The organism is Marinobacterium marisflavi, assembly GCF_982447095.1.
Window position 1 is genome coordinate 235251 of record NZ_OZ457898.1, and the last position, 22094, is coordinate 257344.

Annotated in this window: 22 protein-coding genes and 1 pseudogene; 11 read left to right on the top strand and 12 right to left on the bottom strand. The window is 49.3% G+C overall.

The features are described from left to right. Nucleotides 1-99 precede the first annotated feature (99 nt). From AC1WNR_RS01110 to AC1WNR_RS01125, 4 genes are all read right to left on the bottom strand, one after another. Complete coding sequence (locus AC1WNR_RS01110; RefSeq protein WP_481642722.1) at nt 100-756, bottom strand: rhodanese-like domain-containing protein; 657 nt, start codon at nt 754-756, stop codon at nt 100-102. Nucleotides 757-833: 77 nt separating this feature from the next. Next, complete coding sequence (locus AC1WNR_RS01115) at nt 834-998, bottom strand: hypothetical protein (RefSeq protein ID WP_481642723.1); 165 nt, start codon at nt 996-998, stop codon at nt 834-836. A gap of 237 nt (nt 999-1235) precedes the next feature. After that, nucleotides 1236-1574 carry a hypothetical protein gene (locus tag AC1WNR_RS01120; RefSeq protein ID WP_481642724.1) on the bottom strand — a complete coding sequence of 113 codons (339 nt, stop codon included), beginning with the start codon at nt 1572-1574 and terminating at the stop codon, nt 1236-1238. After that, complete coding sequence (locus tag AC1WNR_RS01125; protein ID WP_481642725.1) at nt 1574-2503, bottom strand: carbohydrate kinase family protein; 930 nt, start codon at nt 2501-2503, stop codon at nt 1574-1576. Before AC1WNR_RS01125 ends, AC1WNR_RS01120 begins: the two co-directional genes overlap by 1 nt. A 47-nt stretch (nt 2504-2550) precedes the next feature. On the opposite strand from AC1WNR_RS01125, the gene AC1WNR_RS01130 reads away from it, so the two are divergent. From AC1WNR_RS01130 to AC1WNR_RS01140, 3 genes and pseudogenes are all read left to right on the top strand, one after another. Beyond that, the gene (locus AC1WNR_RS01130; protein WP_481642726.1) at nt 2551-3237 is read left to right on the top strand and encodes a transaldolase family protein; all 687 of its coding nucleotides are present in this window, start codon (nt 2551-2553) and stop codon (nt 3235-3237) included. 72 nt (nt 3238-3309) lie between these two features. Continuing rightward, nucleotides 3310-3489 (top strand): hypothetical protein, encoded by a 180-nt coding sequence (locus AC1WNR_RS01135; RefSeq protein WP_481642727.1) that lies wholly within the window; start codon nt 3310-3312, stop codon nt 3487-3489. Nucleotides 3490-3619: 130 nt separating this feature from the next. Continuing rightward, nucleotides 3620-3925, top strand: a pseudogene (locus AC1WNR_RS01140) (response regulator); the annotation flags it as partial. A 65-nt stretch (nt 3926-3990) separates the two neighbouring features. Here the strand turns inward: AC1WNR_RS01140 and AC1WNR_RS01145 are convergent. Then, entirely contained in the window at nt 3991-5907 is a 1917-nt protein-coding gene (locus AC1WNR_RS01145; RefSeq protein ID WP_481642728.1) for an FAD-dependent monooxygenase, read from the bottom strand. Nucleotides 5908-5995: 88 nt separating this feature from the next. On the opposite strand from AC1WNR_RS01145, the gene AC1WNR_RS01150 reads away from it, so the two are divergent. Together AC1WNR_RS01150 and AC1WNR_RS01155 are read left to right on the top strand one after the other, a co-directional pair. Further along, nucleotides 5996-6925, top strand: coding sequence for a LysR family transcriptional regulator (locus AC1WNR_RS01150; protein ID WP_481642729.1), 930 nt, complete (start codon nt 5996-5998; stop codon nt 6923-6925). A gap of 127 nt (nt 6926-7052) precedes the next feature. Further along, entirely contained in the window at nt 7053-9479 is a 2427-nt protein-coding gene (locus AC1WNR_RS01155; RefSeq protein ID WP_481642730.1) for an ATP-binding response regulator, read from the top strand. Between the two features lie 3 nt (nt 9480-9482). On the opposite strand, the gene acuI is transcribed toward AC1WNR_RS01155, so the two are convergent. From acuI to AC1WNR_RS01175, 4 genes are read right to left on the bottom strand one after another with little or no spacing between them, the layout of a single operon-like run. Further along, nucleotides 9483-10463, bottom strand: a complete 981-nt coding sequence (gene acuI, locus AC1WNR_RS01160) for an acrylyl-CoA reductase (NADPH) (RefSeq protein ID WP_481642731.1) — start codon at nt 10461-10463, stop codon at nt 9483-9485. Between the two features lie 31 nt (nt 10464-10494). Further along, nucleotides 10495-11121, bottom strand: a complete 627-nt coding sequence (gene acuR, locus AC1WNR_RS01165; RefSeq protein ID WP_481642732.1) for an acrylate utilization transcriptional regulator AcuR — start codon at nt 11119-11121, stop codon at nt 10495-10497. Nucleotides 11122-11166: 45 nt separating this feature from the next. Beyond that, nucleotides 11167-11898 (bottom strand): metallophosphoesterase family protein, encoded by a 732-nt coding sequence (locus AC1WNR_RS01170; protein WP_481642733.1) that lies wholly within the window; start codon nt 11896-11898, stop codon nt 11167-11169. After that, nucleotides 11873-12064 carry a hypothetical protein gene (locus AC1WNR_RS01175; protein WP_481642734.1) on the bottom strand — a complete coding sequence of 64 codons (192 nt, stop codon included), beginning with the start codon at nt 12062-12064 and terminating at the stop codon, nt 11873-11875. Before AC1WNR_RS01175 ends, AC1WNR_RS01170 begins: the two co-directional genes overlap by 26 nt. A 455-nt stretch (nt 12065-12519) precedes the next feature. Here AC1WNR_RS01175 and AC1WNR_RS01180 point away from each other — a divergent pair, with 455 nt between their 5' ends. Together AC1WNR_RS01180 and AC1WNR_RS01185 are read left to right on the top strand one after the other, a co-directional pair. Beyond that, nucleotides 12520-12942, top strand: coding sequence for a rhodanese-like domain-containing protein (locus tag AC1WNR_RS01180; protein ID WP_481642735.1), 423 nt, complete (start codon nt 12520-12522; stop codon nt 12940-12942). 55 nt (nt 12943-12997) lie between these two features. Beyond that, nucleotides 12998-13870, top strand: coding sequence for an SMP-30/gluconolactonase/LRE family protein (locus tag AC1WNR_RS01185; protein WP_481642736.1), 873 nt, complete (start codon nt 12998-13000; stop codon nt 13868-13870). Here the strand turns inward: AC1WNR_RS01185 and AC1WNR_RS01190 are convergent. After that, nucleotides 13867-14436: a hypothetical protein gene (locus tag AC1WNR_RS01190; protein ID WP_481642737.1), complete on the bottom strand. Its 570-nt coding sequence runs from the start codon at nt 14434-14436 to the stop codon at nt 13867-13869. The genes AC1WNR_RS01185 and AC1WNR_RS01190 overlap by 4 nt on opposite strands. A gap of 1226 nt (nt 14437-15662) precedes the next feature. Here AC1WNR_RS01190 and AC1WNR_RS01195 point away from each other — a divergent pair. From AC1WNR_RS01195 to AC1WNR_RS01205, 3 genes are read left to right on the top strand one after another with little or no spacing between them, the layout of a single operon-like run. Beyond that, nucleotides 15663-16658 (top strand): TAXI family TRAP transporter solute-binding subunit, encoded by a 996-nt coding sequence (locus tag AC1WNR_RS01195; protein ID WP_345423152.1) that lies wholly within the window; start codon nt 15663-15665, stop codon nt 16656-16658. A gap of 36 nt (nt 16659-16694) precedes the next feature. Beyond that, the gene (locus AC1WNR_RS01200) at nt 16695-18602 is read left to right on the top strand and encodes a TRAP transporter permease (RefSeq protein WP_345423149.1); all 1908 of its coding nucleotides are present in this window, start codon (nt 16695-16697) and stop codon (nt 18600-18602) included. Between the two features lie 53 nt (nt 18603-18655). Further along, complete coding sequence (locus AC1WNR_RS01205) at nt 18656-19528, top strand: DMT family transporter (protein ID WP_345423146.1); 873 nt, start codon at nt 18656-18658, stop codon at nt 19526-19528. 29 nt (nt 19529-19557) lie between these two features. On the opposite strand, the gene AC1WNR_RS01210 is transcribed toward AC1WNR_RS01205, so the two are convergent. Beyond that, nucleotides 19558-20298 carry a class II aldolase/adducin family protein gene (locus AC1WNR_RS01210; protein WP_345423143.1) on the bottom strand — a complete coding sequence of 247 codons (741 nt, stop codon included), beginning with the start codon at nt 20296-20298 and terminating at the stop codon, nt 19558-19560. Nucleotides 20299-20407: 109 nt separating this feature from the next. On the opposite strand from AC1WNR_RS01210, the gene AC1WNR_RS01215 reads away from it, so the two are divergent. Continuing rightward, on the top strand, nt 20408-20788 hold the full coding sequence (locus AC1WNR_RS01215) for a group II truncated hemoglobin (protein WP_345423140.1): 381 nt from the start codon (nt 20408-20410) through the stop codon (nt 20786-20788). Nucleotides 20789-20936: 148 nt separating this feature from the next. Here AC1WNR_RS01215 and AC1WNR_RS01220 read toward each other — a convergent pair. Further along, nucleotides 20937-22087, bottom strand: a protein-coding gene (locus AC1WNR_RS01220) for an IS3 family transposase (protein ID WP_481642738.1) whose coding sequence is annotated in 2 segments (ribosomal slippage) — nt 20937-21850 and nt 21850-22087 — 1152 coding nt in all. Because the reading frame shifts where the segments join, the coding sequence is not laid out codon by codon here. Between the last annotated feature and the right edge of the window lie 7 nt (nt 22088-22094).

Sequence of the window (22094 nt, forward strand, 5' to 3'; positions counted from 1 at the left end):
GGTCGGGCTCTCTTATTGTTATCGTCTCTACAAAGTGCGAATAAAAAAGCAGTGCTTTTGAGGGCACTGCTTTCTATTTTGACTGAGCTAATCCTCAGCTTATGGCTTAACTGTAGTCAGACCCAGGTTTTCCCAGTTCTGCATACCGCCACGGTACCACTTGATCTTCTCAGCTGGGTAGCCGAAGTCGAGTAGCGCTTTGATGTTAGTTGGCGACTGGCCACACCACATACCGTTACAGTACATAACCAGAGTTTTAGCGCTGCCAAACTTCCACAGGCCGTCAAACTCTTCTGCACCGAACTGTTCAGTGAAGATATCACCGATAGAGATTGGGTCAGCACCTTTCGCTGTGTTCAGTGCAGTCCATGGAATGTTAACTGCGCCTGGAATCATACCGCGTTCAGCCCAATCTGGAGTACGTGAGTCGATAACCAGAATTGAGTCGTCGCCGCTAGACATACGATCAAGGTAGTCAACCATCTCTACTTCACCGATTGTCTCAACGCCTGGAGCTAGTTTCATAGGCTGGATACAAAACGGTGGGCAAGGACGTGAAGTCAGAGCAAAAGATGGGTTAACAGTATTTTTGTTGTCAGCGTTGCGCTCGATAGTAACCGCTGCGCCGTTGTGCATTACTTCAACGCTCATAAGGCTGCCAGTGATGCCAACTGGCTTATCTTCGGCAGATGCTAGAGTGGCAAAGCCAGATGCAGCAATGCCGATTAGGCCAACCATCAGTGATTTACGGATCATAGTTTGTTCCCTCAGTGTTTCTTTTATTTTTGAGTGTTGCGGTGTTTACGTGACGTTACCTAGTGACTGACTACAGATTAGTCACACTCCGGCTCCGGTTCTCCATCTGGTACACAGAGTGAACCATCATCACAGTAAATCGATTTCTTCTCAGCGTCCTCTGCTGCAAACGCACTGCTACCAACAAACCCGCTCATCAGCGCAAAGGTAGCGAGCAAGACAGACATAAATCGTACCAACATTAGCTCTCTCCATTTTGATCGCCTCTATGCTAGAGGGGTGAGCCGTCAATCGCAAAGCGAAATGGTATAAAAACCTAGACTGATTACACATACTGAGCATAAATCATATGACATATATGAATATTCGACCTTCGAATATGGGACTAATAGAATAACAATATATCTATATTGTATATGTGTATGCAGTTTGTAGTACTTATGGTCAGACCAATCAGTTTTGGTCAGAAAGCTAACGGTTTATTTAGTTTCGCATGAAAACTCAGACCGCATCATCATTGTGATCGCGTCGACGGCATTTGCGGGGCGCTTCGCTTGATCTCGCCAAAAGTTGAGAAAGCTAGCGTAGATTACCTGATCGGCATCAGGTCGTAGTGGAATCGCAAAACACTCGCGGGGATCAGTTGAGTGCTTGAGCGCGTCAACAACGCCGAGGGTGTATCCCTGCAGCACCATCGACTCTTGTGACAGGGCATCGTAAAGGTCGTCACCGCTGATAAAGCTGTAGGGCTCTGGCATCTCTGCCTTCGCAGAAACGCTGAGTAGCACACTCGCCAGAAGAGCGGCGACGAACTTCATTAGAGGCTCCAGCGCTCTGCAATCGCTGAGCGAGTCGGAAGGTCGGCTCCTACGCGTTCGCAGGTGAGGGCAGCCGCGTGTGAGGCAAAACGACAGACACGCTCGGCATCTAGCGTATCCAACATGGCGGGGCCACCCTGCTCAAAGATCTCGAAGATCATCGCCGCTTGGAAGGTATCACCGGCACCCACGGTATCTTTAACATCAATCTTAGGCGCAGCCACACTGAAGTGTTCGCCGTTCTGACCAAACACCTGAGAACCTTCACCACCTTGAGTCACAAAAACCCAGCGTGGGCCTAGCTCCAGGCAGCTCTGAGCGTACGCTGCGATGCTGCTGTCCGGAGCCAAGAAGGCGATATCCTCATCAGACAGTTTCATAACATGGGCAATAGATCCGAGCTTTTCGACGGTTGCTTGCCAAACTGCACGATCCGGCTGAATAGATGGGCGAATATTTGGATCGTAGGCGATCAGAGCGCTCTCTTGTGCTTCATTCGCAAACCAAGCCAGTGTGGTTGCACAAGGCTCTACCACAGTGCTGTAAGATCCTAGCGAGATCGCTCTGAACTGCGACGGTTCTGGGCACTGCTCTTGGCTGAGTGATACATCGGCACAGCCCTCTAGGTAGAAGGAGTAGCTTGGATGGCCCTGTTCGTTCAACGCAATCATTGCCAGTGACGTGTTGAGATCGCTGGGCGCAAGAAATTGAGTCGAGACGCCGTTGGACTCGAGATGTTTAGCCAGTTTCTGGCCCAATGCATCTTTGGAGTTTGCTGTAAGGTAGCCGGTCTCTAAACCGAGGCGCGCCATGCCGATCGCGACATTGAGCGGTGAACCTCCCACAGTCGCGTTGAGTGTGATCTGCCCGGAAGAGGCTGAGTCACCAGGAAAAACATCATAAAGGGCATCGCCACAAGCAAGAAACATCATTACTCCCTAAGTACCTACGCAAAGTAATCGCTATGAATTAGACGGTGAAGTCTTATACTAAAGTTTTGGATGAGGCGGATTTTACCCCGATGGAATGGCTATTAGATAGTGCGAAGCGTGAAGATTGGAAGAGAGTATCAATCACGGGGCTTTTTTCGGCTATCACCACTAACCCATTGTTGATTCAGCGCGCTGGGTTAGATGTTAGCTTTGTCCGCTACCGCGCTCTGGTTGATGAGGCGCTTGATCTGGGTTTTGAACATATCCAACTACAGGTGTTTGGTGATGATTGGCACGGCGCAGCCGAACAGATCCTAGAGCTTTCAGAGCAGACAATCGTTAAAATTCCTGCCACTGAGGCGGGTTTTTCCCTAGTGAAAACCCTCGGAGTGCCTGAACGTACCACGCTAACCGGTGTCTACTCTGTTCGTATGGGGGCGATTGCTGAGCGCCTCGGTGTACGCTACGCCGCACCCTACTACGCCCGCTTGATCGAGTCTGATCGAGATGCAGACGCAATTTTTACCGGACTTAGAACGAGCTGCCAGAAAACCAACATTCTGGTGGCAAGTTTGCGAAATATCGGGCAGTTTGATCACTTGCTGGCAAATGGTCACCGCTGCTTTACCCTGCCTGGCCCGCTCCTTGATGATCTACTTTGCGATCCGATGACGCTTGATGCGGTCGCCCAGTTCGATGAGGCGGCTAGACTTTCGATTAGTCGACTATAATAGTAGTTCCGACATACTCGATGACAAAAGTGCAGACGAGCTCGTTCGTCGCCATAATTGAGACCCAAATCAGTGAATAACCGTTTTGAAGAGCTAAGACGACGAATTGAGCGTGCAGGGGTCGAAACACCTGACAAGGATTTCGTAAAGCTGTCCTCTGATGAGTTGATTCACGAGATCAGCGTCTACCACGCCGAGCTTCTCGCGCAGAATGAGGAGTTGGGACATGCTGCGGTGCTTGCTCAAGATTAAGCTGCCGCCAACACAGCCCGGCTCAAGTAGATGCGGATGCCGTTACCAAAGCTGAACAAGTTGAGTCAGTACTGAATGGTGCGCGGATCTTATTAGCTGACGACGATCAGTTCCAGCGAATGCTTTTGAAAAGTACCTCGAAAGCCTCGGCGCAGTGGTTGCTGAAGTTGAGGACGGCGCCGTTGCACTGGAAGTTTTGGAACAGCAAGAGTTTGATCTTCTCGTATCGGATCTGAATATGCCGAACCTTGACGGGTTAGACTTACTCAGGGAGCTGCGCCTGATTGGAAAGAGGCTTGATAGCCTGATTGTTACTGGGAGTACCGACCCTGATACACGTCAGCGGCTTAAGAGTCTAGGGGCCATTGATGTCCTTCATAAGCCTGTTACAGCTGCAGACATTGCGCAAACGGTAGCCAACCACCGTTTTTCATAGCCGAGAGGTAGTTGACTCATCATGAGCAGGCCGCTCAACTGATAAGTGGCCTCGATTTTGGACTGTTACGCATCCTTCAACAGCGGTTCGAAGAAGTGGCACAAGCCGTCAAAATCTTCCAGCGGTAGCACATCAGCTACATACTGATCTGGGCGCACAATAATGATACAGCCCTCACGGCTGATGCCGCGCATATCATAGATATCAGGTCCAGTTAGATGGTCGACACAGAAAGCCTTTTCGTGATCACGCAGCCCGTAGCGGCCCTTCTCTGGCGCCAACACTGGATGCATCGAGGTGGTCTCGAACGATTGGTGGTGCTGCTGGAACACCGCGCGCACATCAATGACTGAATCGGGATCAGCATCTGCCGGTGTATAGCGTTTAATGGGTGATTTTAGATCTGTGGCCAAGCGTTCGCACAGAGCCTTAACTCTGCAGCTGTCGCTCATCGGCTCTTCTGGACCAGCAAATAGGAACAGACGGTAGGCGGCGTTGGCTGTGATGCAATGGCCGAGTTGTACGGGCTTAGCATCGCCATGACGAATGACCGGTGCTGAGTGGAAACGCATGCCAATCGTTTGGCCAGTAGCCAGATCCTGGTGCTTGCCCTCGCTCGTCATGATTGATGGGCGGTATTGGATAGAGACACCCGCAGTGTAGCGACCGAAGAGTTGGAAGTAGCGTTTGAACTCTTCCGGATCTACGCCGTTTGGATTCTCTTTAGTCTTTGGCTTGGCACTGAACATCGCTGCCCACTCTTTATCAAAGTCGATTAGCTTCTTGCCGTATTCATGACGCTCTGTTGAGTAGGTTTTAAGCAGCGACTCATCCGCGCGACCTGTCAGGACATGGGCCATCTTCCAGCCAAGGTTCCAAGTATCCATCACTGAAGTGTTTAGGCCCTGGCCCGCTTTCGGGCTGTGGGTGTGGCAGGCATCGCCAGCAAGGAATACGCGCGCAGCGCGATCCTCAGTCGAATCATCAAAGCCGGTAGTGATGCGCTGGCCAATCTCGTAAACGCTCCACCAAGCAACCTCTTTAACATCAAGTGTGTAGGGGTTCATAATGCGGTTAGCCGCTGCGATCAGTATTTCAGGCGACATCTGATCACGCGCGACACGCTCGTCCTCCTTGAGCTTGTCCAGCTCGACGTAGATACGAATCATGTAACCACCCTCACGTGGGATGATCAGCATATTGCCTTCGTTATCGGACTGAATCAGTGCTTTGAGGCGTACATCGGGGAAGTCAGTATTGAGCAGGACATCCATCACACCCCAAGCCTGGTTCAGAGGATCGCCTACTAGTTCCTTGCCAATCGCCGTACGCACACTAGAGCGTGCCCCATCACAACCGACAACGTATTTGGCTTTAACGGTCTCAACTACCTTGTTGAACTGCGCCACGCTGACACCGCGCTCGAGGCGTACCGTAACTGGGTACTCGCCACCCTCTGGATCGACTTCAATATCGAGTAGACGACGCTGGTAGTGTGGCTCTACTTTGCCCGGACTTTTACGCATTACATCGAGGAAATGATCGTGCACTCGCGCCTGGTTGATAATCAGGTGCGGCATCTCCGAGAGATCCTCTTCGACATCGGCGACCTTGTCAGCACGAGCGATCTTTGAAGAGTCGCTTGGATCGGGTTTCCAGAACGCGGCCTCATTAACCTGGTACCCCTCTTGAATGATTTGATCCGCAAAGCCATAAGCTTGGAACATCTCTAAGGTACGACAGGCCATCCCATCAGCCTGACCAACAAGTAGACGGTCATCCTTCATATCAACTATTGCAGTTTTTATCTCGCCGAACTGGGACAGCTGCGCAGCTAGGTTCAAACCTGCAGGTCCGCAACCCACGATCAGTACGTCTACCTCTTCTGGCAGTGAGCGTTTAATCGGCGGTGGAACTACTGCGTCTTGAGGATCTGCATAGCGAGGGTCACCGGGGGTGTAACCGTTGAGATGAAATTGCATGGTCGTCTCCTTGTTTTTGGACACTCTAATGCTGATTAGGTATAAAGAAAAATAGATATTTTCTTTCAGATATAAAGAATACGCATATATGAATCCTAACCTATTGAAACAGTTAGCTATCGTTGTAAAGCAGGGTTCGATTAGTAGTGCAGCTGAGCAGCTCTATGTCACTCAGCCGACCTTGACGCGTGGTATTCAGCAGTTAGAGGCCCGTGTGGGTGCGCCGGTGCTGAAGCGCACACGATACGGAGTCGTTCCCACTGAAATTGGTGCGCGTTTGGCGCTAATCGGTGAGCGGATTTTGGCCGATACCGATCAGGGTGAGGAGGTCATTCGGCAGTTTCACTCGGGCTATCAAAGTGAGTTTGCGATTGGTATCGATCCGCTCTGGGAGTTTGCCACAGCGCGAGATTTTGCTGAGCTTTTGCTGCAAGAGTCACAGCATGTATTTCACCTTCGTACCGGTTCTGCGTCCGTACAGATGCGCTTACTGCAGGAGAGGGAGCTGGATTTTTTGCTGGCCCCAGCGCATCTCACCGTGCCTCAGGGGGAGTTGCAACGCGAAATACTGTTTCGCGACCGGGCCGGGGTGCTGGCGGGAGCCAAATCAAAACTCATTGGACGAGCGGGGCCGATATCACCGCAGGAGCTGGAACAGCAACAATGGATTACCGCAGGTGCGCGGGCCGGTTTTCTCGATGCCCAAGGCGAGTTTGCCGGTCCCCAAGCAGCTAAAATGGCTTTTACTGGCAGTATATTCACCGTTCTACATCTACTTAAAACGACGGACTATTTAGTTCGCATGCCGGCGCGGTTAGCGTTGCTCACTGGGCAACTTGCCGAGTCGCAGCTATTAGATGTCGCTACCGAACCCGGGCCGCGTCGTGATGTCGCTCTTTGGTATCGGGCGGCCGATATTGAGCGCCCCGATTTTAGCCGCGTACATCATACCCTACAGCAGCTTGTCTCCAACCTCGATGCTCAAGCCCCAACATTTGGCGTCAATCTTGCTAGATGAATCCAGTAATAGAGTCGTGAGAATTATTCCTAGATAAGTTAGTCTACAAATTAAAATCGGTCCATAGCCATGCAAACACTAAGAAGTCGTTGTGTTTAAGAATTTATCGCGAAAGAGATTATTAGATTTGGCACTGCTGCTAGCCGCACTGTTTTGTGTGGTCGAGCTTCTCTTTTTTTTGATAAACCACTCACCCGAACAGAACAGGTCGACCACTACCTATTTGGAGCTGATTAGTGCGCTGCTGGGCTTTGCACTTTTTGCGCTGCTGTTGGTCTACCGTTCCGGATATAAGCAGATCTCGGCGGTGGGGATAGCCTTGGACCATGCCGCCAACCTTTCAGGCGTTGGTTATCTGCACTATTTTCCGCAACAGGGTCGGTGGGTCGCCAATCATGTGGCTCAAGCCTTGTTACGGCGCTCGACACCTGAATTCAATGCGACGCTGGTAGAGATCTTGCAGAGAGTACATCCTGATGACCGAGAAGCCGCCGCAGCTGCCGCGGAATCAGCATTGCGTGGGGGGGATTCTGTCAGTGGGCGGGTGCGTATCGGTGACAGTGTGTATGGCTATACATTGGTCAGCTACCACGCCTACAAACTACAAGATGACTCCCTGTCGATCTCTCTGGTTGATATTGATCCAGAGCACGAAGCGCGCAGGCTTGCAGAACGGACGGACGGTAGGCTAAAGGATGCTTTGAAGGCGGCGCGAGCCACTCGGTTTGAGATCGATCTCGACTCGCTACAGATCGTTGCTGCCGCGGCGGCTCGAGAGGCTATAGGGCTCGAACCTGCGGGAGGTCTGTTAGATCTGATCAACTGCGTTGATCTGGAGTATCGGGATGATCTGCAGCTACGCTTTGAACAGCGTCAGGCTTTCGAGAATCTCTATCCCGTAACAACGCAAGACGGTGCAAAGCGCTGGCTACGATTTACTGCCAGCGTTGAGGCCCGCTCTAGGCTTAATTTGACACTGGTCGATCTGACCGAGCATAAAGAGGTGGAGTTTGAACAGCGTAACTCGTTGAGTCAGATTCAAGCTGCGTCGAGAGTCGCTAAGTTATCGATCTACAAGGAAGAGACAGAAACAGGCATTCTGGTGCCGATCTACCAGGATCCGCAGCAGAAGTTTGATTTTTGCGGTGGTGAACAGCGACTGCTGCGTATTCCTGCCCAGTACCACGCTTTGTTGAGTGTAGCTCTAGAGAGTATCGGTGAAGTCGTTGAGTTTCCCTACTTGGCTGACAACGGCTCTGAGGTCTGGTTACGGTACTCGGTTATTGCTGTTGATGCGCACTCAACACCACCGACTCAGACAGTAATAATTCAAGATATTACAGGTTTGGCGGCCCAGCGCCAGGAGCTTCAGGACTCCTTACATGAGATGGAGAAAGTCCGCGGACAGTTACAAAACCGAGCTGAACGAGAGCGGCAGATGTTTGCGGTAATAGGACATGAACTGCGCACACCTGCGGCGAATATAAAGATGCTGCTGGATGAGCTTGAGCTTGATCAGGCCTCGGAACATGCGAAGACATTGGCCGATCAGGCTGATCATCTGCTGGATGTGTTGGATGACGTACGCATCCTTGTGAGTCCCGATCGGGTCTACAAAACTCAAGAGAGCTTCATGGCGCTGCGCCCAATTCTGGAGCGAGCAACCCTAGCTTTGCAGCCGCTGACACTGGATTCGCGGCTCGAGGTCTCCCTAGCGGCCGACGAGGGTGCTGAAAGACTGTACCGCTTAAATCCACAACTTCTTCGTCAACTCACGCTCAATCTTATCCGAAACGCTTGCTTCCATGCAGACGCCAGTTTTTTGCGAATTACTCTTCGCACGCGAGAGATTGATGATCTGAGTACCAGAGTGATGTTGAGCTTCGCAGACAATGGTAAGGGCGTGCCAGAATCATTTAAGGGACAGCTTTTTCAGCCGTTCCATCGGGCAGATAATGAGTCCCAAGGGATGGGTCTTGGACTGTCCATTTGTGAAACGCTGGCGAAAAAGCTCAATGGTAGTATTCGATATGAGGATACTCCCGGTGGCGGAGCGACCTTTGTAGCGGAGTTCGAGTTGACTCCTGTCGCTCAGGCTGCTGACCAGATAGAGGCTGACGATAGCGCAGAGGTGGCCGAAGCGGAGCAGATTAATTGGCAAGGTCTGCGGATTCTATTTGCTGAAGATAATGCCACGTTGCGACTGTTGACCCAGAAGATGTTAACTGTGAAAGGGGCGTCAGTGGTTGCTGCTGAAGATGGTCAGTTGGCACTTGCGCAGTTCGATAGCGGTACGTTCAATTTGGTTGTCACCGATATCTTTATGCCGAACGTGGATGGTTATGACTTTGTTGCCGAGCTGCGCAAGCGCGGTTTTGACGGACCGGTAGTTGGTATCTCAGCTGCGGTAGTAGGTGAAGAGACCGACAAGTTGATCGAATCGGGTGCTGATGCGGTATTGAGTAAGCCGATCAACATGGGTGAGTTTGAGCAACTACTGAAAGCTGAGGCTGAGCGCATCCAGTATTTCGATGGCTCAGCCGGTGAAGCTTAGGTTTTAGCTCACTTTCACGACTACGCGCCCACGCAGCTTACCGTCCAAGATTCGGGCTGAGGCATCAATTGCTTCAGTGAGTGAAATCTCCTCAGCAATGGCGCCCAGTTTTGCAGGATCCAGATCTTCTCCTAAACGTCTCCATGCCTCGAGGCGCAGCTCGCGCGGTGCCATCACTGAGTCTATACCTGCCAGCGTAACACCTCGCAGGATGAAGGGCGCTACGGTTGACGGCAGGTCCATACCACCCGCTAAGCCACAAGCTGTTACGGTACCGCCATATTTGGTGCTGGCGCAGGCGTTGGCCAGCACGTGCGAGCCAACAACATCGACCACGCCGGCCCAGCGTTCACGCGCTAGTGGACGCCCCGGCTCAGACATCTCCTCACGCGGGATAATATCGACAGCGCCGAGAGACTGCAGATACTCCTTTTCCTCTGGACGCCCTGTTAAGGCAATTACCTGATAGCCAAGCTTTGCTAGTACTGCGATAGCGACACTGCCGACACCGCCTGCAGCACCGGTTACTAGAATCTCGCCATCTTCAGGTTTTACACCCTGACGCTCCAGAGCTATCACACAGAGCATGGCCGTGTATCCTGCAGTGCCGATCGCCATGGCTGTTTTAGCATCGAACGCCTCGGGTAGTGGCACCAGCCATTCGCCTTTGAGGCGAGCTTTTTCGGCTAGGCCGCCCCAGTGACCTTCACCCACGCCCCAGCCGTTAAGTAGTACTTTGTCGCCGGGTTTGTAGTCTGAGTTTGCTGAGTCAGATACGGTTCCAACCAGATCGATACCGGGTACCATCGGGAAGGAGCGTACAACAGGCGCCCCTTTGTTGATGGCAAGCGCATCTTTGTAATTCAGCGTGGAGTACTCAACGGCAATGGTGACATCACCCTCGGGCAGAGATGCTTCATCAATATCGCTTATTGCAGCGGTTAAAGTGCCATCCACTTTGTCGATCAAAATGCCTTTAAACATGGGTTCTCCCTTAGGGTTGAGTGTTTAATACTTAGTTCGCCAAAAACGCTCTAGCGAAGAGTTTTAGAGGACGATCGGTTCGTTCGAGCTTGGCTCGCAGAACCGCACCCTCCCAGCCGATCCAAAATAGGTATGCAAGTGTTGTCGGCGCCGTGTGATTAGACAGTTGGCCGAGTTGCTGAGCTTCCTGTAGACACTGAGCAAGGCGCGCCTCCCAATCAGCGAAAACTGTCTCGATCTGAAAGCGGAAGGGTTCGGGGAGGGTGCTAACCTCCTGCCCCAAGTTACCTAGTAGGCAGCCGCGGCGGAATTCGTAACGGGCCATGCCAGCCGCCGCAGCCTCAACAAACTTGAGAATACGCTCGAGCGGTGGGTGGCGAGCGTCCAATAGATGCTTATCAAGCAGGCTGGCGAAAAACGCAGCATATGCGTCAATGACCTCGGCAACGAAGGCATCTTTGGATTCGAAATAATAGTAGAACGAACCTTTTGGAACGCCAGTGGGTTTGAGAATCGCATCTATCCCAGTGGCGGAATAACCGCGTTCGGTCAGCAGCTCCATACCGCGACGAATCAGTGTGCTGCGCATCGCGCGAAGCTGTTCAGGCGACTTGGCTGGGCGGCCGCGACGGGGCTTTTCGGCTGTTAGATTATCCATAAGAATAATATTAGACCGACCGTCTATTAAACTCAATCTGAAATGCTAAGACCAGTGCTCGTCCTCTCTCGAAGCGCTGAATTGGTGGTCCTCGCCGCTGGCGCCGAGCTGCTGAATCTTTTGCGGAACACCATCTTTGTCAAACTCTATCCAGCCAATGCCGGGGGAATTTACCAGGCGTCGTCCGATAGGAAATTGGCTCGGGATGCGCGGTCGGATGCGCATCAGACGGCGCTTAGTGAGCCAGTTAAGTGGTGACCAGCTGGCGTAAAGCCAGCGATTGAGCCGATCGAGAATTGCCAGAAGTTTCCCTGGGAAAGCATTACGCAGACCGCTGCTGGTAATTTGATAGATTCTGGGTCCGCCGTTGCGAAACCGTAGCTTGATATCGTAGACAAAGGAGTAGTGCACATCGCCAGAGAGCACGACAAACTGCTCTGGCGTGCGGCTGTGTCGGAAAATATTCAGAATGACATTGGCGGAGCCGGGGTGAGCCATCCAGTTCTCCGCATCGACCATCAGTGGCTTACCGATAAGAGTGAACACACGTTGTATCGCTTCGATAAGTTTGACACCAAAAATGGGTGCGGCTGAGACCAGGATGACCTGTTTACGATTTATCAGGCTCTGTTGCAGGTCGACCAGTTGCTCCCAATCCATCAGTCCAGAGGGTTTCTGCGGACTGCGCTTCGACCGCCAACGTTGGGTACGGGTATCCAGCACAACAATACCCGGTTCAATTGGAATCTCATTACCCCAGTATGGGTATGACTGCAAGGCTTATCAGGTGGTTGCGTGCCGAATCTGACGTGAATATTGGCTTGCGCTTGGCTTCGAAGAAGCTGCGTTGCAGGTCCTCGGTCGCTTCACTATCCGGCAGTAGTTCACTGCGCTGATAGTAGCAGCGCGGGTCACGCTCTTGATTATCAGAGTGTGCAGCCAACAATGACTGCCTAAAGGATAATTGAGAGACTCAATCTGCTTCTGTTCAAGTTCAGTGATCAAACCGTCGGGGCCGTACAGTTCTAATCGATATTCGACGATTCTGCTCGAGACCAGCTGTAGACAGATCTGCTTCGGGCTCGCTCGTCGAAGGATGGGGCCGACAAGCACTGCGGGTAGGGTTTTATCCGGGTCCGTTGAGATCATAGAGTAACTCTAGTTCGTTGGGACGCAGCTGCCAAAGAGAGCGGTAAAAAATCCCGCCCCGAATTGCTTACTAGAGCATGCTGGGGCGGGTTACTGCTGAAGGGGCAATAAGAACAACAGTCGCAGGATATTCGGTAAAGCTGACAAAAACCTGAGACCTCCTATTGAATATATTCTATTTGGTTATGTTCTTATTGGTTTTGTGTTGCTATGCTCGCCGGCAAGTTATCTTGGGTGAGGAAGTATTAAATGAAGAACACAATTTTTGCAGCGCTCGCGTTGGCGCTTACAACGGCTCTCACGCCTGTTTACGCCAATGAAGAGGCGATAGAGGTCATGAACGACTACATGGCCTTCCAAGAATACGAATCTGGCATTATGGTGCCGCAGCAGATTGATCAGGTTGTATTTGAAGCGTCGACTTTCATCGACACACGTGATGCGGAGCAGTTTGCTGCTGCCACGATTCCTGGCGCGATCAATATTGAGTGGCGTGAGGTTTTAGAGCGTATTGATGAGATCCCAGAGGAGGGTAAGGTAATTCTGTTCTGTAATACCGGTTCTCTGTCCGCTCAGGCGACCTTTGCGCTGCGTGTTGCTGGGCGCGAGAACGTAGTTGTTCTACAATCAGGATTCTTGGGTTGGCAGGAGAACGCCGCCTACAAGCCGTAATAAGTCTGAAGCGTCTATACTCAGATAAAGGATGCACACAGAAGGACCCTAAACGATGAGAGTTTTCGATAATACCGAATGTTATCTTGGCGAGGGTCCACTTTGGCATCCGGAGCTGAAGCAGCTCTTCTGGTTCGATATTGTCAATGCCAAGCTCTACTCCCTCTCGGGGAATACTGCTTCCTCGTGGTGCTTTGACCAGATGGTCTCCGCGGCAGGATGGATCAGCAAAGAAGAACTGCTAATCGCGGGTGAGACCTCTCTGTTTCGATTTAACCTGCGCACGGGTGAAGAGAGTGAGTTGGTCCCGCTTGAAGCAGATAACCGAGTCACACGCTCAAATGATGGACGCGCTGACCCTTGGGGTGGTTTCTGGATTGGAACCATGGGTAAAAAGGCAGAGACCGGTGCTGGAGCGATTTACCGTTATTACGCCGGTGAGCTTCGTCAGCTATACCCCGATATCAGCATTCCCAACGCGATCTGCTTTGCACCTGATCGCAATTGCGCCTACTACACAGATACGCCAACCCGTAAGGTAATGCGTCAACCCTTGAACGCCAAAGATGGTTGGCCCGAGGGTGAGCCTGAACTCTTTATCGACCTGAACGACGCGGGGTTGAACCCAGACGGTGCAGTAACAGACTCAGAAGGAAATATCTGGATCGCCTGTTGGGGTGACGCAGCCGTGCGTGCTTTCAACCCGGCTGGTGAAGAGATCGAGAGAGTCGCTTTACGCGCGGAACATGCAACTTGTCCCGCTTTCGGCGGCTTAGACTTATCAACGCTTTACGTTACCTCTGCTCAGCAGGATATACCGATGGAGAAACGCGACCTGCAGGCCGCAGGGCAGACTTTCTTTGAGGGTGTTCGGTTTACGGGTGTGCCTGAGCCGGCGGTGCTGATTGAGGAAGAGACGGGCGACTAGGCGAGGCGTTTACCAATCGCGATCAATCTGTTTTTAGCTACCAGTAAAAGCAGAAGCACCACAACAACTCCCAGCATATCCCCGATGAAATACTTCAACGCTACCAGATCGAGTGGTGACGTAGAGAAGCGTACAGCCCCTATTGCCCCATTAACCAAAGACGAGATGGCACCGACAACGATCACAAGCCGAAATAGGCTGAGATTCTCTGTGTTGCCAACGGCGAGCGGCGATAGCGCCGGCTGGTGACTCAGATAATTAATTAGAACCAAAGGCACCACCATTGCTAGAACGGTAGCTGCCCCGGAGATCGCTCCTGCAGTTAAACTGAGCCCGATCGCTAAATCCGTTATCAAATGAGCAAGAAAAATAGGCGCAAGGGCGGAGGCGCCGCTGAGTACGACGGCGATTGCGCGTATTCCGTGCGGTATGAACATCAAGCTGGCTACAGCGAGAGGGCTGTATTCAAGCAGCGAACTTTCGATCTTCCAGATGACTTGAAACTGGATTAAAAGCGATATCAGCATTAGCGCTAGGATGATCAACTGTTGGGATAACATTCTCATAGATACTGCCCATAGAGCTATAAGATCGACATTGTACGCATTCTGCTACAGCAATGCGTAGAATTTTATTCAACAAGCGGTGGAATGTTGTGTCGGTGGTGTTGGGCTGTTTTATCTATCTTGGGTCTGTGTCCGGATAGAGTGATGGTTGTGATCGAGGCGGACAAAACGGCAGGACAGCGGTTTTGCCCTGACGCGTTAGCGTCAACCGAAGGGACGAGTACAGAGAGGTACGAGCTGAACTCGAGCCGGAATGATCCAAACGCCTTTAGGCGTTTGGCCCCTTCGGGCTTCGCAAGCTTTGCTTGCTCGTCGCCAACTCCTCCTATTCGTCGGAGTTGGTCGAACCGATTGTGATTCTCATCCAACCGCAAGGAATCCAAACAAAAAAGCCGCGCTCAAAGCGCGGCTGTTTTGTTTGGTGCCTCGAGGCGGAATCGAACCACCGACACGAGGATTTTCAATAATCGAATGCGATTATAAGTTCAATTAAATCATATAGTTACTGGGGTGTCTGTTGCGTGACTTTCATAACTATACATAACAAAGCACTACTTGTTCACGCAAAACTCCGAACAGATTGGCATTGCTAATTAATGACTCATTACCCGCAACACCGGTCATTCAATGCCATCCATGCTGGGAGTCTGCTCTCGATCCAGAGCGGTCTTTGCATGCGAAGGGTCTAAAGAACAACCGCACAATCGTAAAATGCCGGAGAGATCCGGAATCATTACTACGTCGCCCGCAATTAATTACTAATATACCGGCGCAGATCGAGCTTTTAATAAAACCTATTCTACTCTTCTGATTTCATGTCGAAACTTTCCATGGGGAGGCTCGGTGTGCATGACTCTCTAACGTATTTATAGATGGAATCAAGCCCTCTGCGAGGGATTGAATACTGAGACTAATCAACACAAATAATTCGATAGCGAATTATTTGTGTTGACCTAAATCAAATTTATATCTACCATTATCAAAATTAGCCATCTAACTTTAAGGTGGTAGCGTCTGACAGCATAGGTGCGTCCGCTAGGCGATTAGTCTGTAAGCGCATCACATATGAACTAGAGATTGTGCGTAATGCATAGATAATAACGGGAGGTCTAGAGGAAGGGAGATATATTTATTGGCTGTCGTGTAATCCGGCAGCTGAAGACAATACACATAATGCTTTACATAGTTGGTTGACTACCAAGTTCAAAAATAAGAGGAATTTAACTATGTTATCAAGTTTGAAAAAGTGTCTTGCAGTTTCGTTAACGACAGCTGCATTGCTTCAAATGCCAACCGCACAGGCTGAGTCATATGAGATGACTGTTGCAGGTGCGTCTCCGGGAGGGCTGTGGAGCTTGTTAGGCGCTGGTTTAGATTCAAGCGTCAGAGCAGCATACCCTGATTCAAAAATCACCTATCAAACCTCTGGTGGTGGTATCGCCAACATTGGTCAACTAGACCGAAATCAAGCAGATCTGGCCATTGTTCACGATGCAGAATTGCTACTGGCCAAAAAAGGGGAATCACCATTTCGCGAACCGATAGATTCCATTCGCGTTCTTTCCTATTTGTACACTTGGGCTCCGATGCAGGCGCTTGTACGTAACAGCTTTGCAGAAGAGTATGGTATTCATACCCTTGAAGATATCGCTAAAGTTAAACCACCCATCACAATTGCTATCAACAAGCGCGGTAACATCGCATCAAATGTAGCCGTTGAAATGCTGAATGCTATCGGTGTTACTGAAAAAGATATCGAAAGCTGGGGCGGTAAAGTTATCTATGCTGCTTCAGGTGAACAGGTGTCTTTGATTACGGATCGCCGAGCAGATCTGATGATCAACTCGCTCTTCGTACGCCACAGTTCTATTCAACAGGCAGCTAACAGTGTCGAATTAACCCTGCTAAGCATGGATCCTGCAACCGTTGAAGCTGTGAACAAGGTAAGTGGAACGATTCCTTTTGTTATTCCTGAAGGGACCTATGAATGGTCACCAGGAAAGGTCGACACCCCGTCCTTGGGTGCAACCCTCGCTGTAAGAGCTGATATGGATGATCAGAAAGCTTACAACCTAACAAAGGCCATCTTTGAAAATTACCAGCAAATCGCTGGCGTACATCCAGCCATGAAAGCGTTAACTCCTGAGGTTATGGCCTCTGTCACTGTGGTTCCATACCACCCAGGTGCGTTGAAGTATCTGGAAGAAGCAGGCTTACGTTAAGCTAATAAAGCTATAAAAGTTATAAGAGCTAGTTAAATGTCGAATATACTTTCATCAATGTTAGAGACCGGTACTAAACGTCAGTTGAGTCCCGGGCTTGCCCGAATACTCCAATCAATCGCAGCAATAATAGCGTTAGGAGTGATCTACACAACTACTATCGTCTACGTCGATCTCTTTGCGATGACGATCGTATTTTTGTCATCAATGCTAGCTCTTCTGTTCTTGTTATACACACCTGGACCCTGGGGGCGTACTAACGCCCCTGGAATAGCCGATTGGTTACTTTCACTGACAAGCGTTGCGGCCGGTGTTTACTTTCTAGTAGAAAGTTCTCGAATCGTAGAACGGATTACGTTGTTATTTCCTCTGGAAATGCCCGACCTTATTGCGGGCTCGGCACTATTTTTCCTGACAATTGAAGCCACGCGAAGAACAGTCGGATTTGGCCTAACCAGCGTAGTAACGATTTTTGTACTCTACAATCTCTTTGGGCATGGTTTGCCCGCGGGACTTGGTTTCCGTGAAGTAGGGTATAACCACTTTCTTGATATCATGATGTTTACCAGTGATGGATTGTTTGGCGTACCACTCCGTGTAGCTGCAACTTATGCGTTTCTTTTTGTACTCTTTGGGACTTTCTTATCCCGAGCTGGTGGTGCAGATTTCTTCTTTGATCTTGCATCGGCTGTGGCGGGAAGGCGGGTTGGCGGTCCAGCAAAAATCGCTGTTATCTCTTCAGGTCTGTATGGAACGATGTCTGGCAGTCCTACATCTGATGTTGTAACTACCGGATCGATTACGATTCCGATGATGCAACGTTTGGGTTACGGAAAATCGTTGTCTGGAAGTGTTGAGGTTGCAGCATCGACAGGCGGTAGTTTGTTACCCCCTGTTATGGGGTCAGCAGCCTTCATTATGGCTGAATATACGGGTATCGAGTACCGGGATATTGCTATCGCAGGTATTGTTCCAGCGCTTCTGTACTACGTGTGCGTTTATACACAGATTCATTTGCGATCTGAAAAAATGGGCCTTAAAGGTCTAGAGGAAAACGAAGTTTCAACGGTAAAAGTAGCAATGTCGAACGGAGGATTGTTCATTATTCCTCTACTGGTTCTTTCAGTAGCTCTTGTTATGGGATATTCGCCAACTTATGTTGCAGCATTTGCCTCTTTAAGTGTCATTGCAGTTGCAGCGATAAAGCCCTCGACTCGTATGGGACTAAAATCCATTTGGGAAGCGCTCGGTGAAACGACCCTTAGAATGGTTTCTGTAACAGCTGCTTGTGCTGCTGCCGGTCTCGTAATCGGTGGTATATCAATGACAGGACTCGGTGGTAAATTTGCTGACCTAGTGTTCATGCTTGCGGGTAACAGTAGTATCTTGGTTCTGATCATTTCAGCAATTTTGGCAATCATTCTAGGTATGGGTATGCCAACACCGTCGGCATTTATACTCGCGGCAGTATTGGTAGGGCCGACCTTAAGCTCGCTTGATTTCTCTGCGATGCAGTCGAACATGTTCATCCTTTACTTCGCGGTGCTTTCCGCTATGACCCCGCCGGTGGCTGTAGCTGCATTTGCTGCTTCGGCGATAGCGGATGCAAAACCTCTTGGTATATCGGTTGGAGCGGTAAAGCTTGCGATTACAGCGTTCGTGGTTCCATTCGCCTTTATGTATGGAGAAGGGTTACTGCTTGAAGGGCCGATTACGGGGATAGTTTTGAACTGTCTGACTGCTACCCTAGGCGTTATCGTGCTAAGTGCAGGTATAGAAGGATACTGGAAAGCACCACTATCAGGCATAGCGCAGGCTATGTTGTTGGTGGCTGGCTTAATGTTCTTGGCACCGAGTATCATCGCATTGGGCATAGCTGTCGCTTTGGTGGTGGCCGCTGTCATATCAACACCTCATCTGAGGTCTCGAGCCAAAATAGCTTAATCATTCAGAATGATTGATTTCTAACCGGACATTCTTTAAAGCGAGGCAACATAGTGGAAGTGATTTATGCATTATTGTCTTCCATTATGTTTGCGGCTACATTTTTACTTGTGAAAATAGGTCGTGAAAGTGCCTCGCACCTTTCTGTTTTATGGATCACGCTTACCATCAATGTCGTTGTGCTGGGTTTATCTACCTTATTTATAGATATTCCTAAATCTCTAACGCTGGTTGATCTTAAGTTTTTTATTGTTTCGGGTATATTTGCGCCATTACTTGGCCGGCTATTCCAGTTCGTTGGTATGTCTAGATTAGGGGCAAATACAACGACAGCATTAACTTTGACTCATCCTTTGGTAACAGTATTAATAGGATTAGTATTTCTCGGCGAGTCCGGAAGTGTTGTTCAAATGCTTGGTGCATTTTTGATAATCACAGGGTCGTTGTTAATTGCTATATTTTCTGGATCAAATGGAAATCTAAGAATTTCGAGTGGTTATCAGATATATCTTATATATCCTCTGCTGGCATCATTGACCTATGGGATATCTATTGCGCTAAGGAAAGTGGGCATCGACCAACTTAATTCACCTGTACTCGCTAGTGCGGTGACGGTTTCTGCCTCGTGGATTATACTGAGCCTATATATTTTGGTTGCTAGATGTAAAATTTCATGTAGTAGTCGAGAGTTTACTTATTTTGTTTACGCAGGAATACTTTCAAGTATAGGGCCGATTTTTCTTTATCTATCGTTGGCAGTTGGAAACCTGCTTCTGATTGCTCCCTTAGCGGCTACCACTCCGTTGTTTGTACTGGTGGGGACTTGGCTTTATTCAAAGAATAATGAAAAATTTGGATATCAGATAATCGTTGGAACAGTCGGTATATTTATTGGAGTGACACTGCTAACGCTATTTAAAAATTAGCAGTGTGCTTGGTTTGAAGTTGATAACTCTCAAACTTCTGGTAGCCAAGACTTCTGAGCCTTAATCGCTCTTGTTTTCCATAGATTCCATGGGCGGTCTACTTGCCCTTCGTTGGTTACTTGAGTAGCTTGAGCCTCTCCTTCAGATAAGAATTCAATTGGTCCGAGTCTGGACGCTTCGATCTGTAATTGTGCGTTAACTTCTACATAGACCGCTCTATAAACCGCTTGTTTGAGGCTAGGTGCAACGACTGTAGAGCCATGGCCTCTCATCAGTACTAACGTATTTTCTCCAAGAGACTGGGTTAGCGAAGAACCAAGTTTCCGGTTGGTAATCAACATATTGGTTTTATCACCCGCTACATCGCGTATTTCAAATATAGGCACATGTGTACCCATGAAACCACTCATGTGGCACATAGGTTTTAAGGGGGCAGATTTTACAACACTAAAAGGTACCACAGAGTGAGAGTGGCTATGTACGATCGCCTCGACATCATCTCGCTCTCTGTAGATTTCGCTGTGAATATAACGTTCTAGATAGACCTTTCTGGGATCGTTGTTTACAACTTCACCATCAAGGTTAAACTCGAGTATATCTTCCTTGGTAACAAGCCCTGGGGCCATATTTCGAGCTAAGAAAAAATGATCTCTGTTATGAGGATTTCTTACGCTTACGTGGCCGAAAGCATCCAGTACACCTTCATTGAATAGAATTAAATTTGCAGTTACTAAATCGTCTATTAGGCTTTCTAATATTGTATTATTCATGGATATTCCTTTTCATTTTGTTATTTGTTTCAGGGTTGAAAGTAATAATTTATTATATATAATTAGCAATCTAAGAATTTGATTCTACACCTCATTAAAAGGAAAATAAATGATGAGTTATGAGTCTCCTTATCAGGCTCTGAAAGAATCAGGGATTCGAGATTTGGTTAATGAGTTTTACAGAATCATGGATGCCTCGCCAAACTATTCAGAGCTGAGAGCTATGCATTCAGCTGATCTGAGTGGTATTTCTGAAAAGTTAGGTGACTATTTAGTTGGTTGGATGGGCGGTCCACAAATTTATTTAGAAAAATATGGGTCGGTATGCATGACAGGGCCGCATAAAGCTTTTTCTATTGGTCCTAAAGAAAGGGACGCTTGGGTCTCGTGCATGTATGAAGCTATGGATTCGTTAGCACTTAGTGACGATGTAAAAGAGATGCTAAAGAATCCGATATACCGCCTCGCTAATGCTGTGAAGAACAGGTAATATCATTTCTAAATATGGCTTGTTTTAACTACTAGGTTCCTCGAGGAGCTGCTTTGTTGCAGCTTTTCTTTCGCAGATATTCTATATCTGCTTTTTTTTGAACGAGAAAATTTTATCTATCTAGAGACTATGGCAAGGCCCTAGTTTCCTAGACAGCTGCCAGCTTTTGTAAATACTGCTCTTCATATTGAGCTGGAGACATCCCATTATTGTTGCCGTGACGGCGCGATGAGTTGTAGAACAGCTCGATGTAATTAAAGATATCCGCTCTTGCTTCATTCCGTGTTGGGTAGATTTTGCGCTTGATCCGCTCGGTTTTGAGGTTCGAGAAGAAGCTCTCGGCGACGGCGTTATCGTGACAGTTCCCGCGTCGACTCATGCTGGCTTCTAAACCGTGGTCCTTTAAGAAGGTACGCCAGTCGCTGCTAGTGTATTGAACACCTTGGTCGGAGTGGATCAGAACAGTTCCTTTGGGTTGCCGACGCCAAAGAGCCATCATAAGCGCATCGATGACCAGCTCTGCCCGAGGATTGTTCTTCATACTCCAGCCGATGACTTGACGGTTAAATAGGTCAATGACAACAGCCAGATATAGCCAACCCTCGTGAGTTCGGATGTAAGTAAAGTCGGTCACCCAAGCCTCATCGGGAGCGTCAACATCAAACGCTCGAGCAAGCGTATTCGGCACCACTAGACTAAGATCCCCGCCACTGAAGCCTCTGTGTTTCTTATAACCCCGGTGAGATGAGATGTCGTTCTGCCGCATAATACGATGCACTCGGTTTTTCCCGACCTGCTCGTTATCATCCTTCAGATCTTTTGTTATATTTCGGTAGCCGTACACAAATCCACTCTCAGCCCAAAACTGCCTGATCTTCGTTAATAAGCGCTTATCTTCCTGTGCGCGTTTCGACTCCGGGTTCCTACGCCAGGCGTAAAAACCGCTGCGTTCAACATCGAGCACTCTGCACATCGCTGCGATTGGGAACTGATCAAGTCGTGACTTTATGAACGCGTACTTCTCTTTGACTCGGCTGCAAAGTACGCTGCGGCCTCCTTTAATATGTCTCGTTCTTCAGTGACACGTCTAAGCTCAGCCTTGAGTTTACGGAGCTCTTCCTGCTGATCATTAATCGTATGATGTTGAGAGCTCGCGGAGCCATATTTCTTAACCCAGTTGCGAAGAGTCGGCTCTGAAACTCCTAATCTCGTAGCTACTTCGCTGAGCCTGTAGTTGCGTTCCGTGACTTGCTTGGTTGCTTCGATTTTGAACTCTTCAGTGTAACGTTTCGCACTCATTTGTGAT